Source organism: Streptococcus sp. F0442, from assembly GCF_000314795.2.
Classification (GTDB): Bacteria; Bacillota; Bacilli; order Lactobacillales; family Streptococcaceae; genus Streptococcus.
In genome coordinates this window covers 243,660-268,007 of record NZ_KB373316.1, presented here as the reverse complement: position 1 = coordinate 268,007, position 24,348 = coordinate 243,660, and the positions used below count along the sequence as shown (strand labels likewise).

39 protein-coding genes and 1 other RNA gene are annotated in these 24,348 nt (G+C 39.0%); 8 read left to right on the top strand and 32 right to left on the bottom strand.

The genetic code is table 11. The features are described from left to right. Window positions 1-5: 5 nt before the first annotated feature. The 13 genes from HMPREF9186_RS10335 to HMPREF9186_RS11500 all read right to left on the bottom strand — a co-directional run bounded on the left by HMPREF9186_RS10335 (window position 6) and on the right by HMPREF9186_RS11500 (window position 4,888). Complete coding sequence (locus tag HMPREF9186_RS10335) at window positions 6-518, bottom strand: DUF1642 domain-containing protein (protein ID WP_009732606.1); 513 nt, start codon at window positions 516-518, stop codon at window positions 6-8. Then, window positions 515-1,015, bottom strand: coding sequence for a DUF1642 domain-containing protein (locus HMPREF9186_RS10330; protein WP_009732605.1), 501 nt, complete (start codon window positions 1,013-1,015; stop codon window positions 515-517). The genes HMPREF9186_RS10335 and HMPREF9186_RS10330 overlap by 4 nt, the downstream gene beginning before the upstream one ends. After that, a complete protein-coding gene (locus tag HMPREF9186_RS10325; RefSeq protein WP_009732604.1) occupies window positions 1,008-1,511 on the bottom strand; it encodes a hypothetical protein in 504 nt (167 codons plus the stop codon). Before HMPREF9186_RS10325 ends, HMPREF9186_RS10330 begins: the two co-directional genes overlap by 8 nt. A gap of 12 nt (window positions 1,512-1,523) precedes the next feature. Beyond that, window positions 1,524-1,913 (bottom strand): helix-turn-helix domain-containing protein, encoded by a 390-nt coding sequence (locus HMPREF9186_RS10320; RefSeq protein WP_009732603.1) that lies wholly within the window; start codon window positions 1,911-1,913, stop codon window positions 1,524-1,526. A gap of 19 nt (window positions 1,914-1,932) precedes the next feature. Next, window positions 1,933-2,130, bottom strand: a complete 198-nt coding sequence (locus tag HMPREF9186_RS10315; RefSeq protein WP_009732602.1) for a hypothetical protein — start codon at window positions 2,128-2,130, stop codon at window positions 1,933-1,935. Continuing rightward, window positions 2,130-3,029, bottom strand: coding sequence for a phage replisome organizer N-terminal domain-containing protein (locus tag HMPREF9186_RS10310; protein WP_009732601.1), 900 nt, complete (start codon window positions 3,027-3,029; stop codon window positions 2,130-2,132). Before HMPREF9186_RS10310 ends, HMPREF9186_RS10315 begins: the two co-directional genes overlap by 1 nt. A gap of 14 nt (window positions 3,030-3,043) precedes the next feature. Next, a complete protein-coding gene (gene ssb / locus HMPREF9186_RS10305; protein WP_009732600.1) occupies window positions 3,044-3,457 on the bottom strand; it encodes a single-stranded DNA-binding protein in 414 nt (137 codons plus the stop codon). Then, on the bottom strand, window positions 3,450-3,710 hold the full coding sequence (locus HMPREF9186_RS10300; protein WP_009732599.1) for a DUF3310 domain-containing protein: 261 nt from the start codon (window positions 3,708-3,710) through the stop codon (window positions 3,450-3,452). Before HMPREF9186_RS10300 ends, ssb begins: the two co-directional genes overlap by 8 nt. Then, complete coding sequence (locus HMPREF9186_RS10295) at window positions 3,707-3,916, bottom strand: hypothetical protein (RefSeq protein WP_009732598.1); 210 nt, start codon at window positions 3,914-3,916, stop codon at window positions 3,707-3,709. Before HMPREF9186_RS10295 ends, HMPREF9186_RS10300 begins: the two co-directional genes overlap by 4 nt. Further along, window positions 3,903-4,181, bottom strand: a complete 279-nt coding sequence (locus HMPREF9186_RS10290; protein WP_009732597.1) for a hypothetical protein — start codon at window positions 4,179-4,181, stop codon at window positions 3,903-3,905. The genes HMPREF9186_RS10295 and HMPREF9186_RS10290 overlap by 14 nt, the downstream gene beginning before the upstream one ends. Further along, window positions 4,178-4,345: a hypothetical protein gene (locus HMPREF9186_RS11505; RefSeq protein WP_009732596.1), complete on the bottom strand. Its 168-nt coding sequence runs from the start codon at window positions 4,343-4,345 to the stop codon at window positions 4,178-4,180. Before HMPREF9186_RS11505 ends, HMPREF9186_RS10290 begins: the two co-directional genes overlap by 4 nt. A gap of 71 nt (window positions 4,346-4,416) precedes the next feature. Then, window positions 4,417-4,719, bottom strand: a complete 303-nt coding sequence (locus HMPREF9186_RS10285; RefSeq protein WP_009732595.1) for a hypothetical protein — start codon at window positions 4,717-4,719, stop codon at window positions 4,417-4,419. A 19-nt stretch (window positions 4,720-4,738) separates the two neighbouring features. Further along, window positions 4,739-4,888 (bottom strand): hypothetical protein, encoded by a 150-nt coding sequence (locus tag HMPREF9186_RS11500; protein ID WP_156801325.1) that lies wholly within the window; start codon window positions 4,886-4,888, stop codon window positions 4,739-4,741. Between the two features lie 120 nt (window positions 4,889-5,008). On the opposite strand from HMPREF9186_RS11500, the gene HMPREF9186_RS10280 reads away from it, so the two are divergent. Then, window positions 5,009-5,281 (top strand): hypothetical protein, encoded by a 273-nt coding sequence (locus HMPREF9186_RS10280; RefSeq protein WP_009732594.1) that lies wholly within the window; start codon window positions 5,009-5,011, stop codon window positions 5,279-5,281. Between the two features lie 107 nt (window positions 5,282-5,388). On the opposite strand, the gene HMPREF9186_RS10275 is transcribed toward HMPREF9186_RS10280, so the two are convergent. Genes HMPREF9186_RS10275 through HMPREF9186_RS10265 form a run of 3 tightly spaced genes read right to left on the bottom strand, consistent with a single transcriptional unit; the run spans window position 5,389 to window position 6,978 of the window. Continuing rightward, on the bottom strand, window positions 5,389-5,649 hold the full coding sequence (locus HMPREF9186_RS10275; protein ID WP_009732592.1) for a hypothetical protein: 261 nt from the start codon (window positions 5,647-5,649) through the stop codon (window positions 5,389-5,391). 10 nt (window positions 5,650-5,659) lie between these two features. Then, complete coding sequence (locus HMPREF9186_RS10270; RefSeq protein ID WP_009732591.1) at window positions 5,660-6,082, bottom strand: ORF6C domain-containing protein; 423 nt, start codon at window positions 6,080-6,082, stop codon at window positions 5,660-5,662. Next, window positions 6,082-6,978: a DUF3102 domain-containing protein gene (locus HMPREF9186_RS10265; RefSeq protein WP_009732590.1), complete on the bottom strand. Its 897-nt coding sequence runs from the start codon at window positions 6,976-6,978 to the stop codon at window positions 6,082-6,084. The genes HMPREF9186_RS10270 and HMPREF9186_RS10265 overlap by 1 nt, the downstream gene beginning before the upstream one ends. Window positions 6,979-7,031: 53 nt before the next feature. Between HMPREF9186_RS10265 and HMPREF9186_RS10260 the strand changes: the two genes are divergently transcribed. Beyond that, entirely contained in the window at window positions 7,032-7,412 is a 381-nt protein-coding gene (locus HMPREF9186_RS10260) for a DUF2513 domain-containing protein (RefSeq protein WP_009732589.1), read from the top strand. A gap of 123 nt (window positions 7,413-7,535) precedes the next feature. Here HMPREF9186_RS10260 and HMPREF9186_RS10255 read toward each other — a convergent pair whose 3' ends face one another. Then, window positions 7,536-7,748 carry a helix-turn-helix domain-containing protein gene (locus tag HMPREF9186_RS10255; protein ID WP_009732588.1) on the bottom strand — a complete coding sequence of 71 codons (213 nt, stop codon included), beginning with the start codon at window positions 7,746-7,748 and terminating at the stop codon, window positions 7,536-7,538. Between the two features lie 303 nt (window positions 7,749-8,051). On the opposite strand from HMPREF9186_RS10255, the gene HMPREF9186_RS10250 reads away from it, so the two are divergent. From HMPREF9186_RS10250 to HMPREF9186_RS10235, 4 genes are read left to right on the top strand one after another with little or no spacing between them, the layout of a single operon-like run. Next, complete coding sequence (locus HMPREF9186_RS10250; protein ID WP_009732587.1) at window positions 8,052-8,399, top strand: helix-turn-helix domain-containing protein; 348 nt, start codon at window positions 8,052-8,054, stop codon at window positions 8,397-8,399. Between the two features lie 10 nt (window positions 8,400-8,409). Then, complete coding sequence (locus HMPREF9186_RS10245) at window positions 8,410-8,790, top strand: ImmA/IrrE family metallo-endopeptidase (protein ID WP_009732586.1); 381 nt, start codon at window positions 8,410-8,412, stop codon at window positions 8,788-8,790. Window positions 8,791-8,804: 14 nt separating this feature from the next. Next, complete coding sequence (locus HMPREF9186_RS10240) at window positions 8,805-9,083, top strand: hypothetical protein (RefSeq protein ID WP_009732585.1); 279 nt, start codon at window positions 8,805-8,807, stop codon at window positions 9,081-9,083. 31 nt (window positions 9,084-9,114) lie between these two features. After that, window positions 9,115-10,200, top strand: a complete 1,086-nt coding sequence (locus HMPREF9186_RS10235; RefSeq protein ID WP_009732584.1) for a tyrosine-type recombinase/integrase — start codon at window positions 9,115-9,117, stop codon at window positions 10,198-10,200. A gap of 152 nt (window positions 10,201-10,352) precedes the next feature. On the opposite strand, the gene ssrA is transcribed toward HMPREF9186_RS10235, so the two are convergent. The 6 genes from ssrA to dnaG all read right to left on the bottom strand — a co-directional run bounded on the left by ssrA (window position 10,353) and on the right by dnaG (window position 15,875). Then, window positions 10,353-10,701: a transfer-messenger RNA gene (gene ssrA, locus HMPREF9186_RS11255) on the bottom strand. A 102-nt stretch (window positions 10,702-10,803) separates the two neighbouring features. Beyond that, complete coding sequence (locus tag HMPREF9186_RS10230) at window positions 10,804-11,604, bottom strand: hypothetical protein (RefSeq protein WP_009732583.1); 801 nt, start codon at window positions 11,602-11,604, stop codon at window positions 10,804-10,806. 9 nt (window positions 11,605-11,613) lie between these two features. Continuing rightward, window positions 11,614-12,321, bottom strand: coding sequence for an ABC transporter ATP-binding protein (locus HMPREF9186_RS10225; protein ID WP_009732582.1), 708 nt, complete (start codon window positions 12,319-12,321; stop codon window positions 11,614-11,616). Between the two features lie 193 nt (window positions 12,322-12,514). Then, the gene (locus tag HMPREF9186_RS10220) at window positions 12,515-12,844 is read right to left on the bottom strand and encodes a metal-sulfur cluster assembly factor (protein ID WP_009732581.1); all 330 of its coding nucleotides are present in this window, start codon (window positions 12,842-12,844) and stop codon (window positions 12,515-12,517) included. A 140-nt stretch (window positions 12,845-12,984) separates the two neighbouring features. Then, complete coding sequence (gene rpoD / locus HMPREF9186_RS10215; RefSeq protein WP_009732580.1) at window positions 12,985-14,094, bottom strand: RNA polymerase sigma factor RpoD; 1,110 nt, start codon at window positions 14,092-14,094, stop codon at window positions 12,985-12,987. A 2-nt stretch (window positions 14,095-14,096) separates the two neighbouring features. Continuing rightward, window positions 14,097-15,875, bottom strand: a complete 1,779-nt coding sequence (dnaG, locus tag HMPREF9186_RS10210) for a DNA primase (protein ID WP_009732579.1) — start codon at window positions 15,873-15,875, stop codon at window positions 14,097-14,099. A 215-nt stretch (window positions 15,876-16,090) separates the two neighbouring features. Between dnaG and mscL the strand changes: the two genes are divergently transcribed. After that, window positions 16,091-16,471: a large conductance mechanosensitive channel protein MscL gene (gene mscL, locus HMPREF9186_RS10205; RefSeq protein ID WP_009732578.1), complete on the top strand. Its 381-nt coding sequence runs from the start codon at window positions 16,091-16,093 to the stop codon at window positions 16,469-16,471. Window positions 16,472-16,570: 99 nt separating this feature from the next. Here mscL and rpsU read toward each other — a convergent pair whose 3' ends face one another. After that, entirely contained in the window at window positions 16,571-16,747 is a 177-nt protein-coding gene (rpsU, locus tag HMPREF9186_RS10200) for a 30S ribosomal protein S21 (RefSeq protein ID WP_000048054.1), read from the bottom strand. Between the two features lie 174 nt (window positions 16,748-16,921). Here rpsU and HMPREF9186_RS10195 point away from each other — a divergent pair, with 174 nt between their 5' ends. Then, a complete protein-coding gene (locus tag HMPREF9186_RS10195; RefSeq protein WP_009732577.1) occupies window positions 16,922-17,890 on the top strand; it encodes an NAD(P)/FAD-dependent oxidoreductase in 969 nt (322 codons plus the stop codon). A 25-nt stretch (window positions 17,891-17,915) separates the two neighbouring features. Here the strand turns inward: HMPREF9186_RS10195 and whiA are convergent, their stop codons facing one another. The 8 genes from whiA to HMPREF9186_RS10160 form a co-directional block, all read right to left on the bottom strand. Beyond that, window positions 17,916-18,833: a DNA-binding protein WhiA gene (whiA, locus tag HMPREF9186_RS10190; RefSeq protein WP_009732576.1), complete on the bottom strand. Its 918-nt coding sequence runs from the start codon at window positions 18,831-18,833 to the stop codon at window positions 17,916-17,918. Continuing rightward, window positions 18,830-19,807: a YvcK family protein gene (locus tag HMPREF9186_RS10185; RefSeq protein ID WP_009732575.1), complete on the bottom strand. Its 978-nt coding sequence runs from the start codon at window positions 19,805-19,807 to the stop codon at window positions 18,830-18,832. The genes whiA and HMPREF9186_RS10185 overlap by 4 nt, the downstream gene beginning before the upstream one ends. Beyond that, window positions 19,804-20,694, bottom strand: coding sequence for an RNase adapter RapZ (rapZ, locus tag HMPREF9186_RS10180; protein ID WP_009732574.1), 891 nt, complete (start codon window positions 20,692-20,694; stop codon window positions 19,804-19,806). Before rapZ ends, HMPREF9186_RS10185 begins: the two co-directional genes overlap by 4 nt. Window positions 20,695-20,771: 77 nt before the next feature. Further along, window positions 20,772-21,155 (bottom strand): RidA family protein, encoded by a 384-nt coding sequence (locus HMPREF9186_RS10175; protein WP_003006514.1) that lies wholly within the window; start codon window positions 21,153-21,155, stop codon window positions 20,772-20,774. An 18-nt stretch (window positions 21,156-21,173) separates the two neighbouring features. Then, window positions 21,174-21,338: a hypothetical protein gene (locus HMPREF9186_RS11495; protein WP_003006512.1), complete on the bottom strand. Its 165-nt coding sequence runs from the start codon at window positions 21,336-21,338 to the stop codon at window positions 21,174-21,176. Window positions 21,339-21,389: 51 nt separating this feature from the next. After that, window positions 21,390-22,703, bottom strand: coding sequence for a GTPase ObgE (obgE, locus tag HMPREF9186_RS10165; RefSeq protein ID WP_009732573.1), 1,314 nt, complete (start codon window positions 22,701-22,703; stop codon window positions 21,390-21,392). A gap of 33 nt (window positions 22,704-22,736) precedes the next feature. Beyond that, window positions 22,737-22,868 carry a DUF4044 domain-containing protein gene (locus HMPREF9186_RS11250; RefSeq protein ID WP_003011566.1) on the bottom strand — a complete coding sequence of 44 codons (132 nt, stop codon included), beginning with the start codon at window positions 22,866-22,868 and terminating at the stop codon, window positions 22,737-22,739. A 117-nt stretch (window positions 22,869-22,985) separates the two neighbouring features. Further along, window positions 22,986-24,317 (bottom strand): LPXTG cell wall anchor domain-containing protein, encoded by a 1,332-nt coding sequence (locus HMPREF9186_RS10160; protein WP_009732572.1) that lies wholly within the window; start codon window positions 24,315-24,317, stop codon window positions 22,986-22,988. Between the last annotated feature and the right edge of the window lie 31 nt (window positions 24,318-24,348).

The following is a 24,348-nucleotide window of genomic DNA, read 5'->3' as shown; positions in this document are numbered from 1 at the left end:
TATTCCTACACCTCCTCAATTTCAATTCCAGGGCAATCAAATACCCAGTCGAATCCGGCGCCTTTTAATTCTTTTTTAGTGTGTTTAATAATAATACTTTCTTTTTCTGAATCAGTGCCAAAATACCAGTAATTATCCTCGGCGTCGTGTTTTAAGTACACACTACTGGGAACGACGCCTTTCATCTTCACCAGATACCGCTTCTCTTTCTCGACTGTATAGCCATTGATCCAAGCGGCAGCAAGCGTTTCTTGATTACGTTCGTGATAAACCCATATCAGAAGTTCTTCATCTTCTTCGTCTTCTATACGCTTAAATAAATCTTGAAAATCCCAATCATTCTCTATAGCATATTTAATATAATCCGCTACAAACTGCGGTACTGTGACTTTCTGTGGTTCGTCTAGTTGTTCTATAGATCCCAATATCCAATTTCTATTTACTGTGACTGTATCTGCTATAGGACCTTCTGAATAAGGCAGCTCCGAAATACGTTTTATCAACTCTTGTTTATTCATTCCTCCACCTCCTCAATCTCAATCCCTGGGCAATCAAACACCCATCCAAAACCAGCATCTTCTAACTCTTTGCGAGTGTGTTCTGTACGAAATTTCTTGTCAATTTTTAACGACGATAACACCCAAGCACGTTGAAATTTGATAAAGTTTAAGTAATTAAAATCATTACTTTCCATCCCTTTAAATCTTACATAATACCGCTTCTCTTTCTTGACCGTGTAGCCATTGACCCAAGAAAGAGCGAAGAGTTCGGAATTATCCCAATACCATTCTGCAACTCTATCAGACATGCATGCATCTATTGAGTAGGACAGCGTATGACCTAGTTTTTTCTGTTCTGTGATAAAATCCGCCACAAAAATTGGGATCTCTACTTCCTGCGGTTCGTCTAATTCAGAAATAAGTCTAATTACCGTATCTATTTCGACATATTCAGATTTATTTCCGAAAAGATTTTTTAAACATTCTATCCGTTCAATCAACTCTTGTTTATTCATCTGGCAAATCCTCTTCTTTTACAAACGATCCATCAATCCATTTGCCTTTCCGATCTTTGATTTCGTTATAAGCCCCAGTGAAACATTTTAGAAATTCATAACCCAATATATTGCTGATTGATTTCAAGTAAGCAACAATGCGCACAAGGTTATGACGACACATTTTTTTACTTGCTAAATCTTGAGATAGCTGAAACTCTGAAATGTTAGCATTTAGCAATTTGAAACAGTCCATTGCTTCTTTTCGTCTAATATTATTAGCCTCTTCAAAGATGCCATGTACATCCTCTTTAATCAGCAATACTAGACCTACAACTACCACAGCACAATCACCAATGCTATCTTTTGTTAGTGCTTCATTCTTTTTCAAGAATCCTGCACATAACTCACCAAATTCCTCACTTAATTTTAATGACTGTTTATCTAGTCGGCCCCCGTTTTCTAGATCTCGATCAATAAACCATTTTTTCACTTTGTTTAAAATTAAATTCTCCATTTTTACCTCTTTCTATTTTTTTACAAGTTTTAAATTACCAGTTTCTTTGCCTCTCCTATTTAGATCTTCATAGAATTTCAATAGCAATTTATCTTTCCCTGTAATTTTGCTTAATTTCTTTAACGAACCAGTACATAAATAATGCCCGTTTTCATAGAGCTTATAATCAGCCAACTCATCCGCATCACCCATGAGAGAGTTCTCTCCAATTTTAAAATATTCGCTAATCAGTTGTATGTGGCGTTCGTGTACTTTTTTTTGGCCGGTTAATAGACTGCTTATTGTAGTCATTGAGTAGCCTATTTCTTCGGACAATTTTCTAGCTGTTAAGTTATGGCTTTTCATTAAGAGCTTTAGTTGCTCCTTGAAATGTTCTATCTGATTTTTGGTATAGCCTGGCATGATACATTGCAGCTCCTTTTTAATTATCAATTTCTACTGGATAGAATGTACCGAATGACTTTCTTAAAGCATTTCCTACCTGGATAGCTACCCCACGAGATACGAACTTCATAGCTTTCGATTCTTCAGAAAAAGAGACATCTAGACCAGTTGTTCCAATCGCTACAGATTTTAAAAATGGTTTTGCTTCTTTTGATCCATGCTTTAAAATAAACATTACTTCCTATCCTTTTCTAAATTCTGTAGCATTTTATTTTTTGCTTCCTCCAAAGCTTTTTTTTCTTGCTCACTTGTTTGATTGGTATAATTTGGTTTTGACCAATCTGGAACGTTTGATTGTTGCTTTGTTGGTTGTCCTTTTGTTTTGCTTTCCTGAAACTTCCGTTCTCGTTCGTTTACTGCTGCAATTGATAACAAGCCATCATTTTTCCAATTTTGCAAAATAGCTCTAATATAGCTAAAATTTCTTTTACCATTGTCAGCAGCTAAACTGATAGCTTTTAAAACCACATCTGGTTCCATACCATCCAGAGTGATGAATTCTTTTAAAGTTTCAAATTGGATTCCATCAATTGGTGAAATACGAGACTGATATTCGTCTACGATGATTTTGAGCGTATTTTTCTCTAAATCTTTCTCTATATCTATCTCTATTTTTTTCTCTTTATCTATCTCTAACTCTGGTGGATGTTCGTCCGACATTTGTCCGGACAAATGTCCTAACAATATTTTTTGTTTTTCCTTCTCAATTCTTCTGCGATAGTCACGCTTTCTATCAGCTTCCGTGTTCGATTTTCCAATAAATGATTCAATGTCTAGCATGAAAATGGCACCATTGTCCAAAACATCAATTAGGTTCATTTCCTTAAAAATGCTGACAGCTTTTTCTACTACTGCCACAGGATGTCTCGTGATTTTTGAAAGCATTTCAGAATTGAATGGGATTCGATCATTGAACATCAACTTACCATTGTTTTTCAAAGATCTCAGATAGAGCTTGATCAAAATGTTAGAGTATAGAAAGCCATCTGGCATACTTTCTAAAATAATCATTTCATCGCTATCATAAAAATTTTCTTTCACTCTCAGATAGTAGTATTTCTTATTATCTGACATTTCATTCCTCCATTCTAGAATGGTAGACCGTCATCAGGGATATTCATTTGATTACTTTCAAATGAAGGAGGCATTTGCTCATACATAGAGTTCCGGTTGGCTGAATTGTCACGCTTTTCTAAACTTCTGAAACTATCAATAACAACTTCAGTCACATAGACACGTTGACCTTGCTGATTCTCATAATTACGAGTTTTGATGTGGCCAGTGATGGCTACAAGATTTCCTTTTTTGATCCAGCTTGCGAAGTTCTCCGCTAATTTCCGCCAGATCACGCAATTGATAAAATCTGCATCATATCCACCATCTTGATTTTTAAAATTTCGATTTACAGCAAGCGTGAATTGTCCAACCGCTTGATCTTGAGGTGTTCGATATAGTTCTACATCACGAGTTAAGCGCCCGATAAGTACAACATTATTAATCATTTCCCACTCCTCTCAAATCCTTTTCATTTTTTAAAATTGCCTTCTCTTTTTCAATCAACCAATCCATGTGAACCTTTGCTTTTTCCAAGTCCTCAATCCCGTTTTTTTGGCGATAACGAAGGATATATTTTAGGAGATTGCCCAAATGATAACCTGTTAGCTGTTCATCATTCATGAAGTTGCGATGAACATCAATTGCTTCTAAGCCATTCCGTCCTTGGTAATGTTTTGGATTTCTTACATTGTCGTTCATAGTTCAGACATTCCTTTCACTGTTCTCTTTTGATGAATCTCTGACATTCTCTTATTCCACATTTCACGCTGATATTTTGCTGATTTGTAATGCTTCATTTTGGCTTTTTGGCGAACGATTACTTCACGCATCACATAGATTGCGAATCCTGAAAATAAAATGTATGTTACAAAAGCTACTGCTAAAATAATTTCAATTGTTGTCATTTTCTTCTACCTCTTTTGTTTCTTTTTGCGGGAAAAGTTCCCGGTTGAATTTGTTGATCATCACATCTTGAGCCTTATTGCTCTCTTTGATTTTTTCGATGCTTTCAGCCCAATGACCTGTACTTTCAAAGTTCATTTGGACTGAATTTTCTAGTTCTTTGATGTGTTGTTCTTGATCGTACATGATTTTCATTGTTGCGCCTGCAAATAATAATAATAGTGTTGCAAGTGATAGAACAGTAAATTTTAATTGTTTTAAACTCATACTCTAATCACCCCATCGTTCTTAAAATCCAGAGCCATCTGATGAAGTTTGTTTTCAAATTCATTGTCTGGCAATTTCATCAATCTGGCTTTTTCCTCTACTTTCAGCGGACGATTAGCATCTTGCCATTCCATCAATTTTAATAATCTTTTAATAGGATCCATTTTTTCTCCTTCAAATTGTGTTATAATTAGTTTATAGTTCTTTCAAAAGTGCCTTTCTCAAGGCGCTTTTTTTATTTTTGCAAGCTTCGACAGAATCGCTGAACATCTTCCAAATTATAGAGATACTTTCCACCTTTCCCAGACTGTTGAAATTGAAATTTCCCTTGATCACGCCATTCTTCTAGCTTGGTTCTACCCCAGCCGGTTGCTTCCTGTAGCTGTTTGATCGGTACCCATGTAATTTGTCTGCTTTGTCTGCGTTTGGCTTCTTCCATTGCTTTGATATTTAGAGATACGAGTTCTTCAAAGAGCTGATTTATATAGTTCTCGTTATGTGTTTGAGTTATTTGATTTAGAATAGGATATTGTGACATTCCCGTCTCCTTTCTAACTTTAATTTTTCTTTTGTTCTATAGCTCTTAAAATTATTTCATGAGCTATATTTTTAGTAAGCTTTTCTAATTTGATTAAAGCTTCACTATAAGTTTCTGATTGTTCAATTAGCCAGTCAGATAACTTTATAATTTCATCTTCAAAATCCATCTCAAGACCGATGACCTTTCTATATTATTGTGTTAAGTTACTACTGACAAAAAACGATTAAATAAGACCTCTTACTCCTTATGAAAATCGTCTGTCAATTTTTATGAAAGGAGGAAATCTATGAATTACATTAATGAAATGTTGCCTAATGAAGTAAGTTTCTTGTCATATCGTTTTTCAACCTCAGATGCAGATAGTGTTGATCCATCATCTAAAACTGTTTTGAAATTTGCTACAACAGTAGATAACGAGAAATTTATTGATTTATTGTCGGTACATGAAAATGGTTTAGTTCTATTAGTTAAAAGTGAAGACCACGAAGTTTGGTCTAATAGAAAACCAATTTCCAATACTGTTGATGGTAAAGTTGTAATTACTTTTGAAAGTGAATAATCGAATCACTAAGTTTTACAGAAGTTTTCCCATCTTTTGAACTAAGGACTTGTTTTTTAACAAGTTCTTTTTTTAATTTTATTTTCATTTATTTCTCCTTATACAATTTATTTAAGTAGAGTATTAGGAAATGATTGCTTAATTGATATCTCTTTAGGATGCTCCCGACCATTAATATAGTCGATTTGGATCAGAGTTTCAGGTACTTCGTCCTTGCTTGTCTCCCAAACAATGTTTATTCCTTGTAAACCGATATCTTCAGCTTGAAAATCAACTCCATTTAAAATAACGTGAGGTATGCTAGAATCACTGCTGATCTTAATTTCTAGATTTTCGATTTGCAATGTCTTTTTTAAAGGTTCGCTCATTTGTTTCTACCTACCCGACTAAACTCATCTGTCCGTTGCGGGCTTTGATTTCTAGCTTGGTATTTGCTGATGGCTCCCAACTATCCCAATAGTCGAAAGCTTTTTCCTCGTCCTTGCGCTTCAACAAATCATAGCGAGGGATCCGGAAGTAGTCCTTGAAGTCTTTAGCAGCCTGAGAAAATACGGATTGTGCAAAATGTCGGTCACGGTATGCTTGGCTGTCTTTTCCACCGAGCAAGGCTACTACTTTCTTCTTGCGTAGCTTTTCTAATGCCAAGCAAATGGATGGATTCACTGGTTGCTCATTCTTTAGATAATCAACATCAGCTGATAAGATGGACTGGCCTTCTTTCAGTTTTTTTAATTCCTGGAGTGCATGGATCATTGCGTCTTCTACCACTAGTTCAGTAGGTTGAATAGTAACTTCATTCATTATTCAAATTCTCCTTCTAAAATGTTGCTTTCTTTGCGGATGTCGTTTAGGTCGTTGAAGAATCGAAGACCACGATTGATAAAGCTATCAAATTCATTTCGGATGATTCCGTCTGCTTTCAGAACTTTCTCCTCGTCTGCGTAGATTAGGCCGCCCATGCTTGCTAAAAAATCATTTCCCTTTTGCAAAAGGCTAGTGATGTTCTTGTAAGCTGAGATTTGCTTCTGTACACTATTTAGTTGCCCTTGCGATTCTTCAATCGCTCGAGTCAATTCATCATACTGAGCAGATTTCTTATCGACCTCTTCACGCTGGATCAATGTGTCAGCAAGTTGCTTTTCGATGAATTCGGAGCGTTCTTCCATTGTCTTAACGGTTTTGGATAGTTCCTTATTCTTTTCTAGCAATTGCTTGTTAAGGTCCTGTGTGGCCTTGTAATCGTCTGGGATGACTTCCTTGACTTTGACCTTGGAAGACTTGATTCTCTCGTTTTCAGCCTGTAGACGCTTGTTTGCAAGCTTGCTGAGGTTGAGTTTCTTCTTAACTTCCTTCAACTCTCGCACCGTTGGATTGTCACCATCTTCGATGCGTTGAATCTGCTCCTCCCTCTCTTCTTCTGGAAGAGTTGCAATCAGATGAAGTGCTGTTGTTCCTAAATTTCGTAACGTTTCGAAATTTGGAAGTTCTTTTGCTATCTTCATTGATTTACTAGCAAAATCTTTGTCAATTCCAAGGTTAGTGTACCAATCCATGAATTCCCCATGTACCAGATTGTGCTCTTTCACATGGTTCAATCGTCTGCCGATTTCCCAAATCGACTGCCCAGCTATTTGTTTGTGATGACTGATTTCAAGTTCTATCTGAGATAGATTATTTGATAAAGCTATTTCGTTCACACGCTTTTTCCTTCCTAAATTTGGTATAATAAAAATAAAACGAGGTGATAGTTATGAGACTAAATCCCGATTGTATTCGAGATATTCTTTTTGTTGTAGAAAATAATGCGACGTATTCAAATGATGTTTCTGAAGAAACGATTTTCAAAGAACTTACTCCAAAATATTCTCGAGAAGAAATCCTCTACCATGTACGACAATGCGAACACAGCGGATTATTCCTCAAAGTAGTACACTATTTTGGAGGCTTCTCCATTGAGGATCTATCACCTTATGGTCATCGTTTCATTAATGATATACGTCAAGATAATAACTGGAGTAAAACAAAGGAAATTGCCAAAAGTGTCGGCTCTTTTTCACTGGATGTTCTGAAAGATATTTCATCACAAGTTATTACCAACCTCATTTCAAATCAACTTGGCGGTAAATTTTAAGTAAACAGTAGCATGGTTGCTTTCAGCCGTGCTTTTTGTTTTGATTGCTTACACACCATTTAATTTTTGGTTATTCAAATAAATGCCGTCTTTTTTTATTTTTTGTTCTTTCATTCTTTTCTCCTACTCCTCAAATTTTTCCCATGACTCATTGATTCGCAATTTTTTGTTAATGCGAAGTTTTAAGTCATCGCTACCTTTTCCTTCTTTGAAAAGTTGAGTTATTGTAGCTGGACTTACACCTACGACAGTTGCTAAGTCTGATCGTGACCACCCTCTTTTTTCGAGAGCTTCCTCTACTAATGAATTCCATCGTTTATGTTGTTGGCTCATCATATCGGCTCCTTTCTACTTTTTTGTAAAACAGTAAAAGAATTAGTCAAAAACTTTATAAAATTCCTTGACATTTTTTAAAATTAATTCTAAAATTAAGGCATAGTTAAAAGACATCTTAAAACCTTTTATCTTTAATGATTCTCGCTCGCCAAAGCTGTCATTTTTTAAAAAGATTTTATATGTTGTTTTGCTAACTCTTTTACTTTACAAAAACTATTTTAAAACTAATTCTAATTTTTGTCAATAGTTTTTAGAATTAATTTTAAATATTTTTTGTCGTATCTTAGAAAGGTTGATATATCAATGTTTTCGACGTTCGATAAAATTAAAGAACTTTGCCAAAAGCAAGGAATTTCGCTTAACCAATTAGAAGAAAAACTAAATTTTAGTACAAATTATCTTTATAGTATGAAAAAGGGAAATCCGAAAGCTGATAATCTCCAAAAAATCGCTGATTATTTTAATGTGTCCACCGACTACCTCTTGGGACGCACGGATAATCCAAACATTGCGAAAGATGGTGATGCTTCTGCACCATTAGACCTCCGAGACATCGCAGCTCAATCTATGTTATTCGATGGTAAACCACTTACCGAAGAAGATATTGATTTTATTACAGCGGTATTGGAGGCACACTTAAAAAATAAATAGAGGTGCATTTATGACTGTAAAAGAGCTTTGCGCTCAAGAGGGTGTAAGCCTATGTTACTTTGACGGAAGCGACTGGCATAGTCCTGGGTTCTTTAATCCTACTTTGAACATTTTAGCATTAGATATTAATTTGTCAGTTGAAGATCAAAAACAAGTTGCTTTGCATGAATTGGGTCACAAAGAGCATACTCCTGCTCAATATGAACTAAATAGAGAATACTGTGAACTGCAAGCTGATAGAAGTATGATTCATCATTTGCTGGAAGAAGAACTACAATTAATGGAAGATGTCAGAGATTTCAATTACATAAAATTTATGGAAAAGTATAAATTAAAGACCATTGCTGATGAAACAATGGTCAAAGATGAGTATAATTCACTAATTAGTTAAAAAGGAGAAAAACGATGGCTATTTTTGGGAAGAATAATGATGAAAAAGAAATTGCTCAAAAGCAGAAATACTACAATGATGCTTATCCTTATTTTGAAAAAAATAATATGCTTAATATTTTAGAAAAATATCCAGAGCAGGCTGCCTACATTGGAAATGTCATGGATAGCAAAGCTGTGGCAATTATGAACGCAAGTGGGCCGGGTGCATTGGAAAAGGTACAGATCCAACAAAATCAAATCTTGATCCAACAAAATGAAGAAATAATTGAGCTTTTAAAGAGGTTAAAATAAAAAAACTCTCCATTTTTTAAAGGAGAATACAATGGAAATTAAATCTTACAAAAAGAAAAATGGTGATACTGCCTACGGATTTAGGATCTATGTCGGCAAAGAAAACGGAAAAGACAAGTATGTGAAGCGTCAGGGCTTCCAGACGAAAGCCAAGGCAAGAGCAGCACTTCTCCAACTTCGAACTGACCTTGAAAATAGTGAGGAAATCACTGTCAAGGAAATTACTGTCAAGGAAGTCGCTGAAAAATGGCTCAAGGAATATGCTGATACAGTACAGGATAGCACCTACATCAAGACAGAACGTAATATTAAAAATCATATCTATCCGACTTTAGGAGACAAGAAGATTTCTACTCTCACTCCTCTGCAACTTCAGGAACAAGTCAATGCCTGGTCCAAAAAACTTGTTTACGGACGTAAAATGAAAGGCTTGATGAATAACATATGTAAGTACGCTATCAGACATGGCTACATCTCAACAAATCCGGTTGAGAGTGTAACAACGCTTGTCAGAAAGCAAGTAGATACAGATAGCGATTTTTACGACAAAGATGAACTGAAATCTTTCCTTGAGTTAGTAGACAAAACAGATGAACTGAGAAAGAAAGTCCTCTTTCGGCTTCTGGCCTTTACAGGAGCTCGAAAAGGGGAGGTTTTAGCCCTCAAATGGGAAGACTGGACCAATAACACTCTGAGCATAAACAAAGCCATTACGAGAGGATTTGACGGGGAATCTGTCGGTCCTACAAAAAACAAAAGTAGCAACCGATTGATCAGCTTAGACGAAAAGACAAATGAACTACTCACAGAGTGGAGAGAAATGAATCCTACTACTACTTTTATCTTTGAGAATGAATTTGGAAAACCAATACCAGGAACACTACCACGGAAATGGCTACAACAAATTGTCAAAGATTCGGATGTGCGCCCGATTAGAATCCACGGCTTCCGACATACACATGCCAGCCTATGCTTCGAAGCTGGAATGACACTCAAACAGGTCCAGTATAGACTTGGACACTCAGATTTAAAAACAACCATGAACATCTATACTCACATCACTAGAGAGGCTAAGGATGATATTGGCGAAAAGTTCGCAAATTATATTGATTTTTAAACAAATAACATAAAAACAGACCCTTTGGATAAAAAAGGGTCTGTTTTTGGGTCTGTTAGTTTCAAAAAGGTTCAAAAAAGAATAGAAAGTATAAAACAAAAAACGTTGTTTTTACAACGTTTTAGAAACTTTTAGAAAACTTTAGAAAGTATATATGGAGCCGGTGGGAGTCGAACCCACGTCCAAACACCTGCCAGCATATTTGTCTACAACCATAGGTTATGTATTATTTTAACAGCTACATGACACATAACTCAAGCCCTGTACCTGCGAGTCTATCACTCTCTTATCTAACTCCTAGACAAAGTTAGATCGTATCTCGCTAAAATAAAGACCTGTCATCAAACACGAGCGATTCGAGTCGGGTCACGCCTGCTGGTGTTTAGGCAGCTAAAGCGTAAGAATTATTATTTTTTGCAGTTATATTTAACTGGCGTTTTACATCCGCTAGATGAGTTGCAAAATATGCCTCATAATGCCTGTCGAATCCGTAACGACCCCAAAACGAATACCATTAGTATATCAAAATCTAGCTAAAAATGCAAAAGAAAAAATTGAACAAGGAAGCCTTCTTAAGAAAGAACCTTGTCCAATTAGCTATCATTATTGAAGATTCAACTTATACTTGCTGATATAGTGAACCGTGAAGTACATAGAAACAATTTTAATCGCTTCATAGATGAGTCCTGGGATGAAGTCAATTCCAAAATCATCGGTAGTACTAGACATCGTACCGATTAGATTAAATATGTTTTCTAAATCTCTAAAAGGATTGACAATTGTACCGATGATACTTAAAACAACCCACAATAAAAAACCAAATAAAATTGCTTTAAGACCACGACGATTTTGGAAGAGTTGACCAAGCGCAATCGATACATAAAACATCAAAATTCCTGAAGCTGTTGTAACCATTATCCAGACGATCTGCCATAGGGTAAAAGAATGGCTCAAGATAGAAAGGTAGTTATCCCAAATAAGAGAGAGATCTTCACCTGTTACAGAACCCATGACTAACAAAGTCACAATACCACAGATATAGAGAAGAACAAAGCAGTAAATGCTCGCTATCCAAGCTCCCAAAAATTTAGACAAGAGAATCGCATGGGGACTGGCTGGAAGGGTCCAGGTCAAGTAGCCTTCACGTCCATATAAGTTCGTATAGAAACGACGGATAATAATATAGTAGTTACTGAGAAAGAGAACAATCAAAATCCCAAAAATGAGAATAAAAAGAATCCCAATAATCGTTTCCAGCATTTGGTTTTCCAAGAAGTTGGCATTTGATGCATTACTTCCACCAATGACACCTACTAGAACTGATAAACTTAGGACAATCAAAGTCATCAACAAATACCATTTCGCTGTTGATTTAAATTCATATTTTAATAATTTACCAAACATGGGGTCCTCCTAATAAACACGGAATTGATCACGGAAGATCTCATCGATTGATTTTCCGTGTTGATTGCGTAAAACAGTCGTATTTTCATGCAAGAGGATTCTTCCTTGGTTGATGAAAATAGCCTCATCCAAAACTTGCTCAATATCAGCAATCAAGTGAGTAGAGATCAAGACAGAAGAATTTGGACGTCTATTCTGAATAATGGTCCGCAAAATATAATCACGCGCTGCTGGGTCAACCCCACCGATTGGTTCATCGAGAACATACAAGTCAGCTTCACGGCTCATCACCAAAATCAATTGCACTTTTTCCTTGTTTCCTTTTGAAAGGCTATTCAATTTTTGATTTGGAAGCAAGTGTAAGTCATTGAGCAATTGATAAGCACGTTGGACATTAAAATCAGCATAAAAATCTTGAAAATAACGAATGGCATCGTTAATTTTCATATTTTCGTTCAAATAAGTTGTATCTGGTAAATAAGAAATAACTTTTTTAGACGCTGGGGATGGCAATTGTCCATGAATATAAATATTACCAAGACTTGGTTGCAACAAACCATTAATCAGTTTAATGATAGTTGTTTTGCCACTACCATTGGGACCTAAAAGCCCAATAATACGGCCAGGTTGGATGTTCAAACTAACATCCATAAGAGCAACTTCGTGCCCATAATTCTTTGTCACATGGTCCAAGTAGACCAAAGGATATTGATTCATGTAAATCTCCTTAATGTTCTATTTATGTTATTATACCGTTCCCTTTTAATGTTTGCAACTTTATCTGAAAATTTGCAAATAATTTGTACGCACTCATTCTGAATCAAGTGCCTGTTTAAACTAACAAGAGGTTGGGAACATTCCCAACCTCTTGTTATTCTGAAAGATAAGCCCCTATTGATTGGAGAAGGTTTTAACTAATGCCGAGAGCAATCCGTGCATAGCGGCTCATTTTTTCAACCGTCCAAGCCGGATACCAGACGAGTTTCACATCCACAGATGTCACTTCTTCTACTTCGGTCAAAACATCATGGATTTGATCTGTTAGCAGATCAGCCAATGGGCATCCCATGGTCGTTAAGGTCATATCGATAATGGTTGCTCCAGTTTCACCATCAAAATGGATCTCGTAGACAAGACCTAAATTGACAATGTCAATCCCAAGCTCAGGATCGATTACCTCTTCCAAAGCATTTAAGATTTTATTTTTAATTTCTTCAATTTGCTCAGTTGTATAAGCCATATGACACTTCCTTTTTTACTAGTTTACTCCCGCCAGACCTAGGTTGCTTCTTCATTTCTAGGCGACCGTTAAAAATGTCCACTGGACCTGGGTCGCTTCTTCATTTCTAGGCGACCGTTAAAAAGGTCCACCGGACCTTTTTAATCCTCAATAAAGTCACGCAATGGTTTGCTTCTGCTTGGGTGGCGGAGTTTGCGGAGGGCTTTGGCTTCGATCTGACGGATCCGTTCACGGGTCACGTTAAAGACTTTGCCCACATCTTCCAAGGTCCGCATTTTTCCATCATCCAAACCGAAACGGAGACGAAGCACGTTTTCTTCCCGATCTGTCAGAGTATCGAGGACTTCATCCAACTGTTCACGTAGTACTACACGAGTGGTGTAATCTACTGGATTTTCAATCACTTCGTCTTCGATGAAATCTCCCAAATGGCTATCGTCTTCTTCCCCGATTGGAGTTTCGAGAGACACAGGCTCTTGAGCAATCTTCAAGATTTCACGCACCTTGTCTGGTGTCATATCCATACGTTCAGCAATTTGTTCAGGTGTTGGATCTTGTCCCAATTCTTGCAAGAGATTGCGTTGTTCACGGACCAACTTGTTAATAGTTTCCACCATGTGAACAGGGATCCGAATGGTACGAGCTTGGTCTGCAATAGCACGAGTGATAGCCTGACGGATCCACCAAGTTGCATAAGTAGAGAATTTAAATCCTTTGGTATAGTCAAACTTATCAACGGCCTTCATCAAGCCCATATTTCCTTCTTGGATCAAATCTAAGAATTGCATCCCACGTCCAACATAACGTTTCGCAATGGAAACAACCAAACGAAGGTTGGCTTCTGCCAAACGTTGCTTAGCTTCCAAGTCTCCTTGTTCCACCAAGATGGCCAATTCTTGTTCTTCTTCATTGGTCAAAAGAGGAACGACCCCAATTTCTTTCAAATACATCCGTACTGGGTCATTAACCTTGGCAGAGTTGCTTCCAAGCAATTCCTCATCTGACAGTTCTGGTTCTTCTTCGTTGTTTAAGACCCGAGCACTTGGATTTCCTTCTTTATCTGTGATTGAAATCCCTGCATCCTGAATCCGTTGCAAGAGATCTTCAATTCCGTCTGCATCCAGTGTGAAAGGAATAACCAACTTGTCATTAATTTCATCATCTGTTGCAGTCCCGCTTTGCTTGTGGCTACGGATAAATTCTGCAATTTGAACGTCCAATGTTGTAATATCTTTTTGTTCTTTAGCCATTCCTACTCCATTCTTCTTTTTTGAGCGATCAAGCGCTCGAGTTCCAATAAAGCTGTTTCCGCATCCCCAGTTGAGGAAGCTTCTTTCACTTTATTTCCAATTTGTTGACTTTCTTTACGAAGGAGCTCACGAGTTCTTGTCGCTTCTACTTCTTCGAGTTCACCATCCGCTATCTCTTCTGGTAAATCTTCTTCTAACATACGGTACCAGGCATGCTGGACCCCTTCGGCTTGCTCGGACAAATCCTGCGAAGTAACTTCCCCATTTTGACAGAGCAATTGATACAAGATCTGAAGCTCCGGTGTATCGAAGGAAAAATCAGGTCGTAAACGATAATCATTCAGCACCATGGGAAAATCCTTCATCCTGCTCAACAAATGATTTTCTGCCTTGATCAAGCGCGTCATCCCACGATTCGGCAAGAAATCTACTGAAAAATTCGACGTTTTTGCTCGCCCACTCGTTTGAGCCTCTTGTCGTTGATGCAAGCGACTATTATTAACAATCTGCTCAATCTGCAAATAATCAAAATCTGGTAATAAATCAGCCAGTTTATAGATATAGGTATTTTGAGCGGTGATGGAGCGCGTCTGAGCAATCATAGGCGCCATCTTTTCAACAAATTCAATTTGTGCTTGCAGATTTTCAATATACTGGGGCTTCCAGTAATGCATCAAGAATTCCACCTTACTGATCCGAGAATTCTTTAAGAGTCCTGCTAGATCTTCTGGGGAAGTCTTTTTGAGATACTCATCTGGGTCCATCTGATCCGGAATACGGACAATCTCTAGTTCCAGATCCTGCAAAAGCTCCAAGGCCTTAGCTGTCGCTTCAAGTCCAGCTTTATCTCCATCATAGGTCAGAATGACTTTTTTTGCGAAACGAGACAAGTGCTGGACATGCTCCGGTGTCAATGCTGTCCCCATAGAGGCAACTGCATTTTCAATTCCAGCACGATAAGCCGCAATGACATCCATAAAGCCTTCCATGACATACATTTCATGCTGTTTTTTTGCACTAGTCTTAGCTTGATCTAAATGATAGAGTTCATAACTTTTATTAAAGAGACGGGTACTACGACTATTCTTGTACTTGGCTTGATGACTCCCATCATCCATCTTTTTCCATAACCTACCAGAAAAAGCAATGACTCGTCCGCTATCATCCGTCAGAGGAAACATAATCCGATCCTGAAAGGCATCAAAAACTGTTCCAGCATCTGATATAGTAAATAAACCCGAATCGGTTATAACCTTTTCAGAAAACTTCTCGGATAGATTGCGATAGAGGTAGTTCCCTTCTGCTGGAGCTAAACCCAATTGAAAATGTCGGATGACCTCATCCGTCAGTCCACGTTCATGCAGATAGTTCCGTGCTTCTTCCCCCATCTTTGTCGTCATCAGAATCGCCTGATAGAACTTACTAGCTTCCTGATGAATCTCATAAAGTTCTTGGTTGGGATTGGTAGACGTGGATTGAGCCGGCCTTGCTTGGTACTGAAGCGCAATACCAGCCTTGTCAGCTACGATCTGGACCGCATCCATAAAAGCGACTCCCCGATAGTCTTCAATAAATTTAAAGACATCGCCAGAGCGACCACATCCGAAACAATGGTAAAACTGCTTGTCTTCAACGACATTAAAAGAAGGAGTCTTTTCACCATGAAAAGGACAGAGCCCTAAAAAATTACGCCCAGCCTTGGTCAGGGAAACGACCTCGCCAATCACTTCGACAATGTTTACACTGTTTTTAATCTCTGCAATTAGCTCTTTTTCAACCATAAACAGTGCCTCCATTTTACCATAGATTATCACTTTATATTTTATACTAAAAGTTAGTAAAAGTAAATTTTTTCCTACTGATTTCACACATAAAAGAAAAGATTTTCAACCTTTATCACTAATTTTAAAAAAATGATGCATATTTCTTGTAAGTCGAATATTTTTCCGTTATACTATCATAGTAAAAAATTATTATGAAAGGACATATTTAGGATATGTTAAAAGATTTGAAAGCTTTTCTCCTTCGTGGGAATATTGTTGACCTTGCTGTAGCAGTCGTTATCGGAGCTGCATTTGGAGCTATCGTAACATCATTTGTTAACGATATCATCACTCCACTTATTTTGAACCCAGCTTTGAAAGCTGCTCATGTTCAAAATATTGCACAATTGTCATGGAACGGTGTTGCTTACGGTAGCTTCTTGAGCGCTGTGATCAACTTCCTTGTTGTTGGTACTGTTCTTTTCTTCGTAGTGAAAGCTGCAGAGAAAGCTCAAAACCTTGGTAAAAAAGAGGAAGCTGCTGAAGAAGAAGCTGCTGCTCCTACTCAAGAAGAGTTGCTTACTGAAATCCGCGACTTGCTTGCAAACAAATAAAGAGATAAAAAATCCGATCTTCTAGAAGAAGGTCGGATTTTTTTGTCTTCAATTTTCTAGAGAAACAAAAAACAGACCGAAGTCTGTTTCTGTATTCAATTAGAATTTTTTACGTTTACGAGCTGCTTCTGATTTACGTTTACGTTTTACAGAAGGTTTTTCATAGAATTCACGTTTGCGTGTTTCTTGAAGAGTACCAGCTTTAGTAACCGCGCGTTTGAAACGACGAAGAGCATCGTCAAGAGATTCATTCTTACGTACTACTGTTTTTGACATGTTTTTCACTCCCTTCAAGCCTAAAATCTTAATTATTTTATCACACTTGAAAGATCCTGTCAATATCTTTTGAAACTTTTCTACTATCCCCATTCATTTTTTGCGCTTTCCAACTTTTTCATTCCTTGCATTTTATGTTACAATGGAAACAAAGAAAACCATGAAGGAGACACCATGTCAGAAATTTATGATATTACCATTGTTGGGGGCGGACCAGTTGGTCTCTTTGCTGCTTTTTATGGTAATTTGCGCCAAGTAAAAGTCAAACTAATTGATTCCCTGCCACAATTGGGAGGGCAACCAGCTATCCTCTATCCAGAAAAAAACATTCTTGATGTCCCTGGATTTACGAATTTAACAGGTCAAGAGTTGAGTGACCGTTTGATCGAGCAAGTGAAAGGATTCGACACTCCGATCTTCCTCAATGAAACCGTAGAGGAGATTCAAAAAGAGGGCGATATTTTTACCATCACTACTTCTCGCCAAAAACATTTGTCTAAAGCAATCGTCATTGCCATGGGAGGTGGAGCCTTTAAGCCACGCACCCTTGATATTGAAGGCGCTGAGGACTTTGACAATGTTCACTACCACGTTTCGAACATCCAACAATACCAAGGACAGCAGCTAACTGTCCTTGGGGGCGGGGACTCTGCAGTCGACTGGGCCCTTGCTTTTGATAAGATTGCTCCGACTACGATCATTCACCGAAGAGATAACTTCCGCGCCCTCGAACACAGCGTGGAGGAATTGAAACATTCTTCCGTGCAGATTAAAACACCCTTTGTTCCAAGTCGCTTGATTGGAGAAAATGGACAAGCAACTCATCTAGAAATCACCAAAGTCAAATCCGATGAAACAGAAGTGATTCCAATAGATCACTTGTTTGTTAACTATGGTTTTAAATCTTCCATCGGGAACCTAAAAGAATGGGGTGTAGACCTGCAACGCCATAAAATAAAGGTGAATCAAAAACAAGAAACTAGCCTTCCTGGAATTTATGCCTGTGGAGACTGTTGCTTCTACGAAGGAAAGATCGATCTCATCGCTACAGGTTTGGGTGAAGCCCCTACAGCTGTCAACAATGCTATCAACTACATCTATCCAGATAAGAAAGTCCAACCAACACACTCAACCAGTTTATAATAAAAAAAAAGGCCTTCGGCCTTTTTTATTTGTCTAAATCGTCTGCGATCTTATTGATCTTACGTAAGCGATGGTTGACGCCACTTTTGGAAATTGGAATTTGCAAGCTATCCGCAATCTGCTGGATGGAATAATCTGGATGGTTCATCCGGATATAGGCAACCTCTTGCAGGTCACTTGGTAAACTTCCTAAGCCGACCGTATCCATGATTTTACTAATATTATTGATGGTTTTCATACTAGCTGTGACCGTTCGCTGGATATTGGCCATCTCGGCATTATTGGCCCGATTGAGATCATTGCGCGTCTCTCTCATGACCTTGATAGCTTCAAATTCTTGCATAGCTTCCATAGCCTCTACCACAATGAGAAAATCAATAATATCTTCCGCTCGTTGCAGATAGGTCACCACTCCTTTTTTCCGCTCGATGGTTTTCGCATCTAGTAAAAATCCTTGCATAAGAAGGGCAATTCCTTCCGCGTGGTCTGTATAAACAGAATGAATTTCCAGCTGGTATTTCCCTTTTTCAGGATCCTTGATGGAACCACTCGACAGAAAAGCTCCCCGAAGATAAGCACGACTGGCTACTTCATCCTCTAAAACACTAGCATCAATGCCTGTCTCAATCCCAAAGAAGGCATCTGCCAAATGTAAGTCAGCTAAAATTTCTTCTACCTTTTCATCCAAGAATACTGTGTAGACACGATTCTTTTTCAAATTGGTTTTTTGGTGGTGACGAATATCTGATTTGGCCTCATAAAAATGATGCAATAATTCATAGATATGGCGAGCGATCTTGGCATTTTCTGTCGTTACCGATAGCGTCAAGCCGCCCATTGATATGCCGAGGCTCCCAGACATCTTTATAATAGCAGCTAATTCACTCTTTTCAAATCGCTTGAGAGACAATAATTCTTCTTTGACACGAACCGTAAAACTCATTTTCTCACCTGCACGATCTGCATCAGTTCTTCGACTACTTTTTCGCCATCATGAAAGGCTCCTCCATTGACCAGCTTCAAGAAATCAGAAGAAATCACTTGGGGAACTTGCGAGTGCAGCCCTTTGAAATCGTGCTCTACCTGCACCAAGTATTCATCAAATTTATTGCTGTTCATATAAGCTGCGGGAACCTGATTGATATTGACAAGGACGGTATCGATGAACTTCTCTCCCAAATGTTTATGGAGAACGGCAACGTGGTCACTGTCTGTGAAATGCTCGGTTTCTCCTCTTTGCGTCATGATGTTACAAACATAGGCTACCTGAGCCTTGGTTTCAAGGATGGCTTTCCCAATCTCATCGATCATCAAATTAGGAAGGATCGAGGTAAAGAGCGAACCAGGACCTAAGACGACCATATCACTTTCAAGAATAGCTTCCACTACTTTCTTACTAGCTTTTGGACGCTTTTGATCAAAGGTATTGGTCACATAGACATGATCAATCATGCCGGTGTAGTTGGCAATGTGGCTTTCTCCTACCACTTCTTTTCCATCTTGAAAGACGGCATGAAGGGTCAAGGGACTATCACTGGAAGGATAGATCTTGCCGGTCGTATGAAAGAACTTGGTTAACAACTGCATGGCATTATAGGTCGAGCCTTGCATCTCTGAAATCCCTGCAATGATCAAGTTTCCCAAAGGGTGGCCAGCCAAAGGGCCATCATCGTCAGCAAAGCGGTATTGAAAGACCTTCTCATAAAAACGAGGCATATCTGACATGGCAACCAGCACATTTCGAAGATCTCCAGGTGGTGTCAATTTTTGGATGTTCTTCCGCAATTCACCTGAACTCCCGCCATCATCTGCAACGGTTACGATGGCAGTGATGTCGACCGGTTTCTTTCTCAAACTATCGAGGATAACAGAAATTCCTGTTCCTCCTCCAATAACGGTTACTTTAGGTTTTCTCATGAGCGATTCACCGTTTCTTTCCGTCTGTCCTTGTCTCTATGACTGCAATTGACCTGCCAATTTTTTTCTAAATCATGCGCTAAACGCTCTGCAAAGGCTACTGAACGGTGTTGCCCACCGGTACAGCCCATAGCGATGGTGAGAACGGATTTACCTTCTCGTTTATAAGACGGTAAAATAGGAACGATCAAGTCATGAAGGTGACGATAAAAGTCCTCTGATTCAGGGTGATCCATGACATAATCATAGACTGCTGGATCCTGACCGGTTAAATTCCGAAGTTCCAATTTATAGTAGGGATTTGGAAGAAAACGAACGTCAAACACAAGGTCAGCATCTATCGGAAGGCCATATTTAAACCCAAATGACATGACCTCAACCCGAAAATCTGGCTGATTATCTTGACTGGCAAATTGTTCTGCGATCGTTTTTCTCAGGTTACGAGGCGTCAACTCAGTCGTATCCACCACATTTTGACTGATATTTTTTAATGGTGACAAGAGTTCGCGCTCTAGGGTAATCCCATCCAAGACACGGCCATCTGCCGCTAGTGGGTGACTACGACGGGTTTCCTTGTATCGTGCTACCAACTCACTGTCAGTGGCATCCAAGAACAAGACCTTGAAATCGAGGTCTTCTTGGTTGTCCAATTCATCCAAAATGGTGCGAATTTCATTGAAAAAAGAACGGCTCCGCATGTCCACAACAACGGCTAATTTATTGTTATCCGGGCTATGACGCATGAGCTCAATAAATTTCAGCAAGAGCGCCGGTGGCATATTATCGATGGTAAAGTAACCCAAATCCTCAAACGATTGGATGGCGACGGTCTTTCCCGCACCGCTCATCCCGGTTACCATGACCAGTTGAATCTTACTTTCTGTCATTTTCTCCTCCCATAAATAAAACAGAGTGGCCTACAGTTTCCTGCTCTCCACTCTGTCTTTTTGTCTTTGAATGGTTATTAGGCTTTGATTTCCGCAATAACTTCAATTTCAACCTTCACATCACGTGGCAGGCGTGCTACTTCAACAGCAGATCGAGCTGGAAACTCTGTGGTAAAGACTGTTTTATAGACCTCATTAAAAGGTACAAAGTCATTCATATCACTTAAGAAACAAGTGGTTTTCACCACGTGGTCAAAGTCTGTCCCAGCCTCTTCCAAAATAGCCCCAATATTCTTTAAGACTTGTTCTGTTTGTTCTTGGATGGTTTCGCCAATGATTTCTCCTGTTTCAGGTGACAAGGGAACTTGTCCGCTTGCAAAGAGAAGATTACCTACGATTTTCCCTTGAACATAAGGTCCGATTGCTGCGGGTGCTTTATCTGTATGAATTGTTTTTGCCATAGTATTCTCCAAGTCTATTTACTTCTGCTGGTTTTCTTTTGCTAATTTTTCCCTTTGTAAGCGCAATTTGCGCTTAGGATTTAGCGTATTAAAGAGTTCTTCTAGTTTTTCAGCATTCCAAACATCGGCTGCTGAAACAAAATTTCCATTTTCATCTCGAAAAGATATTGGTTTATCTCCCACTGAAAAAGCCTCACTTCTTATTTGGAATCCTTGATCCGCTGGGGATCTATCCTAATCTACAAACTCAAATTCAAATTTACCGATCCGGACAATATCGCCATCTTTTGCCCCACGCGCACGGAGAGCTTCATCAACCCCCATGCCACGCAATTGACGAGCAAATTTCATGACCGCTTCATCACGATCGAAATTCGTCATATTAAAGAGTTTTTCAAGTTTTTCACCAGACAAGACCCAAGCGGCATCGTCATCCCGACTGATGTCAAAGGCTGGCTGGTCTTCATCAAAGCCATAGTAGACTTCTTCTTGGGCCATTTCGTCTTCTGAATACAAGAGGAATTCTGGCGTTTTGTCTAACAATTCTGCTGTTGCTTCTAACAAGTTGTCCAAACCTTGATGCGCCAAACTAGAGATCGGGAAGATCTGTGGCAATTCATCAAACTCATCGTAATTGGACGCCAATTTCTTCTTGAACTCTTTCAAGTTTTCTTGGCTCTCTGGCATATCCATCTTATTTGCCACGATAATCTGAGGTCGCTCCATCAAACGAAGATTATAGGTTTCAAGCTCTTTATTAATTTGAACATAGTCTTCATAAGGGTCGCGTCCTTCACTCGCCGACATATCAATAACATGCAAGATAACACGGGTGCGCTCGATGTGACGAAGGAACTGGGTTCCGAGTCCGACTCCTTGGCTAGCTCCTTCAATCAATCCAGGAAGGTCTGCGACTGCAAAGGATTCACCTGACGGTGTCCGAACCATGCCCAAATTTGGAACGATGGTTGTAAAATGATAGGCACCAATTTTTGGTTTGGCTGAAGTAATGACACTAAGAAGGGTTGATTTCCCAACAGAAGGAAAGCCAACCAAACCAACGTCTGCCAAGACCTTGAGTTCTAATTCGAGTTCACGTTCCTGACCAGGTTCCCCATTTTCTGAAATCTCAGGCGCTGGATTCTTTGGAGTGGCAAAACGGATATTTCCGCGACCTCCACGTCCTCCGTGGGCTACAATGTACTCTTGACCATTTTCAACCAAGTCAGTAATAACCTTGCCAGTCTCAGCATCTCGGACTGTCGTTCCTTGCGGTACTCGTACATAGAGATCTTCTGCTCCCCGTCCGTGCATCCCTTTGGTCATCCCTTTTTCCCCATTTTGGGCTTTGAAATGTCGGTTATAACGGAAGTCCATCAGCGTGCGCAAGCCTTCGTCTACAACGAAAATGACATTCCCGCCACGGCCTCCATCACCACCCCAAGGTCCGCCATTAGGGACATATTTTTCACGGCGAAAGGCCACCATGCCATCGCCGCCATTTCCAGCCTTGACCTTAATCTTGGCTGTATCTAAAAACATACTCATAAATAGATGATTTCCTTTATTTCTGTGTGCGTCTTAGTAAGAAAGAGCACCAATTGCGGTTGCAAAGATTGCACCAACCGTTACAATCAACATAATCACAATGACCACCATCGTGATCATTTCAAATGGTGTTTTTTTACGTTTTCCGTTATCTCCAAAAGCCACTGCTAATACCTCGATTACTATAAATTCATTAGCCCTATTTTACCACGAAATAGGGGATTTTTCAAATCGAGCCTACACAAAAAGACCAGACAAACGTCTGATCTTTTATGGATAGATTTAGGAATCTTTTCTTACTCGTAAAATACTAACAGAAAGAACCGCCAGTAAGACACCCATGACAAGAACAACCGGTGTCATCTTCTCACCTGTACTTGGAAGAACTTTTTTCTTACCAGGTTTTGGTGCTTCTTCTTTGACAGAAGTTGATGATGAGCTTGATGAAGTACTAGAACTTGACGAAGATCTAGAACTTGATGAAGACGATGAACTTGACGAAGAGCTAGAACTTGATGAAGACGATGAACTTGATGAAGAGCTAGAACTTGATGAAGACGATGAACTTGACGAGGATGTTGTGCTAGGTGTCGGTGGTGTTTGTTCTTTCTCACCCAATCCTTCGCCAGATCCTGTTTCCAATCGCACTTCACGGGTTAAACTACGCGGTGCTGGGAAATTGGTTGCCTTCCATGTTAATGTATTATGGACAATATCACCGACTTTAGTTCCAGGAGCTACTTTTGTAGAATATTCAATATACATTGGCCATTTGTAATTATCACCAAATTCAATTGTAAAACCAGTGATCTTTCCATCTGCATTCTTATCGAAAACAGCTTTTTTAGTAAAGTTATCTAGAACTGGGAGACTCAAGATCTGAGCTTCGTTCTTGATCCCACCTTCTACAGGAGCATAGCGAACCGCACGTAAGCTCCCTTCAACCAATGTTAAACCATCTCCGAATTGGTCTTTAATGACCATTCCTCGCAGCATATCTTGACGGGCATTTAAGAGAATCCGCCATTTGATTATGGTTGGATCAGACTTATCTTGATAGCCGTATTTCATTTCATAGTCCCCAGCTTCCCCAGCTGTTTTTTCATAATTCAAGGAAAAATCTGTATTTCCTAGTTTAAACTGGATTGGAGATGTTTTTGTAACTACTTCTGAATCGACTTTTACATCAAAATGAAGAGCAACTCGTTTGTTGAGTGGATGAGATGCGAAATAATCATTAAAGGTAACGGTCACTGTTTTCTTAGCTGTATCAACGACAGCTTTCCCCACCGCCTGACCATTTGATTGGCCTTCCTCAAGAACATTGAATTCCAATGCTGTGTAGAGGGCTAATTCTTTTGGCAAACTAAGAGTTAAGGTATCACCAGCTTGAATAGCTTGCGAATCTGGGAAGGTCAAATAAATGCTTGCTGACAATTTTTCATTTGTCAACACCTTGCTTCCATTTGTTAGCGTGTTACCGTCTTTCGTTAGACGTGCTGTCTGTGTATATGATGAGACTTCTGCAGCATGAACTGTTTTAGTCAAACCAGCTGTGAATAGAATCGTTAGCACTAAGGCAAGTGCCCATACAATTTGACGAACCTGTTTCATATATACCTCCTCTGCTCGCCTATTTGCGAGC

Coding starts and splice junctions, on each gene's coding strand:
- HMPREF9186_RS10335 (WP_009732606.1), bottom strand. CDS start 518: ATGAATAAACAAGAGTTGATAAAACGTATTTCGGAGCTGCCTTATTCA.
- HMPREF9186_RS10330 (WP_009732605.1), bottom strand. CDS start 1,015: ATGAATAAACAAGAGTTGATTGAACGGATAGAATGTTTAAAAAATCTT.
- HMPREF9186_RS10325 (WP_009732604.1), bottom strand. CDS start 1,511: ATGGAGAATTTAATTTTAAACAAAGTGAAAAAATGGTTTATTGATCGA.
- HMPREF9186_RS10320 (WP_009732603.1), bottom strand. CDS start 1,913: ATGCCAGGCTATACCAAAAATCAGATAGAACATTTCAAGGAGCAACTA.
- HMPREF9186_RS10315 (WP_009732602.1), bottom strand. CDS start 2,130: ATGTTTATTTTAAAGCATGGATCAAAAGAAGCAAAACCATTTTTAAAA.
- HMPREF9186_RS10310 (WP_009732601.1), bottom strand. CDS start 3,029: ATGTCAGATAATAAGAAATACTACTATCTGAGAGTGAAAGAAAATTTT.
- ssb (WP_009732600.1), bottom strand. CDS start 3,457: ATGATTAATAATGTTGTACTTATCGGGCGCTTAACTCGTGATGTAGAA.
- HMPREF9186_RS10300 (WP_009732599.1), bottom strand. CDS start 3,710: ATGAACGACAATGTAAGAAATCCAAAACATTACCAAGGACGGAATGGC.
- HMPREF9186_RS10295 (WP_009732598.1), bottom strand. CDS start 3,916: ATGACAACAATTGAAATTATTTTAGCAGTAGCTTTTGTAACATACATT.
- HMPREF9186_RS10290 (WP_009732597.1), bottom strand. CDS start 4,181: ATGAGTTTAAAACAATTAAAATTTACTGTTCTATCACTTGCAACACTA.
- HMPREF9186_RS11505 (WP_009732596.1), bottom strand. CDS start 4,345: ATGGATCCTATTAAAAGATTATTAAAATTGATGGAATGGCAAGATGCT.
- HMPREF9186_RS10285 (WP_009732595.1), bottom strand. CDS start 4,719: ATGTCACAATATCCTATTCTAAATCAAATAACTCAAACACATAACGAG.
- HMPREF9186_RS11500 (WP_156801325.1), bottom strand. CDS start 4,888: ATGGATTTTGAAGATGAAATTATAAAGTTATCTGACTGGCTAATTGAA.
- HMPREF9186_RS10280 (WP_009732594.1), top strand. CDS start 5,009: ATGAATTACATTAATGAAATGTTGCCTAATGAAGTAAGTTTCTTGTCA.
- HMPREF9186_RS10275 (WP_009732592.1), bottom strand. CDS start 5,649: ATGAGCGAACCTTTAAAAAAGACATTGCAAATCGAAAATCTAGAAATT.
- HMPREF9186_RS10270 (WP_009732591.1), bottom strand. CDS start 6,082: ATGAATGAAGTTACTATTCAACCTACTGAACTAGTGGTAGAAGACGCA.
- HMPREF9186_RS10260 (WP_009732589.1), top strand. CDS start 7,032: ATGAGACTAAATCCCGATTGTATTCGAGATATTCTTTTTGTTGTAGAA.
- HMPREF9186_RS10255 (WP_009732588.1), bottom strand. CDS start 7,748: ATGATGAGCCAACAACATAAACGATGGAATTCATTAGTAGAGGAAGCT.
- HMPREF9186_RS10250 (WP_009732587.1), top strand. CDS start 8,052: ATGTTTTCGACGTTCGATAAAATTAAAGAACTTTGCCAAAAGCAAGGA.
- HMPREF9186_RS10245 (WP_009732586.1), top strand. CDS start 8,410: ATGACTGTAAAAGAGCTTTGCGCTCAAGAGGGTGTAAGCCTATGTTAC.
- HMPREF9186_RS10240 (WP_009732585.1), top strand. CDS start 8,805: ATGGCTATTTTTGGGAAGAATAATGATGAAAAAGAAATTGCTCAAAAG.
- HMPREF9186_RS10235 (WP_009732584.1), top strand. CDS start 9,115: ATGGAAATTAAATCTTACAAAAAGAAAAATGGTGATACTGCCTACGGA.
- HMPREF9186_RS10230 (WP_009732583.1), bottom strand. CDS start 11,604: ATGTTTGGTAAATTATTAAAATATGAATTTAAATCAACAGCGAAATGG.
- HMPREF9186_RS10225 (WP_009732582.1), bottom strand. CDS start 12,321: ATGAATCAATATCCTTTGGTCTACTTGGACCATGTGACAAAGAATTAT.
- HMPREF9186_RS10220 (WP_009732581.1), bottom strand. CDS start 12,844: ATGGCTTATACAACTGAGCAAATTGAAGAAATTAAAAATAAAATCTTA.
- rpoD (WP_009732580.1), bottom strand. CDS start 14,094: ATGGCTAAAGAACAAAAAGATATTACAACATTGGACGTTCAAATTGCA.
- dnaG (WP_009732579.1), bottom strand. CDS start 15,875: ATGGTTGAAAAAGAGCTAATTGCAGAGATTAAAAACAGTGTAAACATT.
- mscL (WP_009732578.1), top strand. CDS start 16,091: ATGTTAAAAGATTTGAAAGCTTTTCTCCTTCGTGGGAATATTGTTGAC.
- rpsU (WP_000048054.1), bottom strand. CDS start 16,747: ATGTCAAAAACAGTAGTACGTAAGAATGAATCTCTTGACGATGCTCTT.
- HMPREF9186_RS10195 (WP_009732577.1), top strand. CDS start 16,922: ATGTCAGAAATTTATGATATTACCATTGTTGGGGGCGGACCAGTTGGT.
- whiA (WP_009732576.1), bottom strand. CDS start 18,833: ATGAGTTTTACGGTTCGTGTCAAAGAAGAATTATTGTCTCTCAAGCGA.
- HMPREF9186_RS10185 (WP_009732575.1), bottom strand. CDS start 19,807: ATGAGAAAACCTAAAGTAACCGTTATTGGAGGAGGAACAGGAATTTCT.
- rapZ (WP_009732574.1), bottom strand. CDS start 20,694: ATGACAGAAAGTAAGATTCAACTGGTCATGGTAACCGGGATGAGCGGT.
- HMPREF9186_RS10175 (WP_003006514.1), bottom strand. CDS start 21,155: ATGGCAAAAACAATTCATACAGATAAAGCACCCGCAGCAATCGGACCT.
- obgE (WP_009732573.1), bottom strand. CDS start 22,703: ATGAGTATGTTTTTAGATACAGCCAAGATTAAGGTCAAGGCTGGAAAT.
- HMPREF9186_RS10160 (WP_009732572.1), bottom strand. CDS start 24,317: ATGAAACAGGTTCGTCAAATTGTATGGGCACTTGCCTTAGTGCTAACG.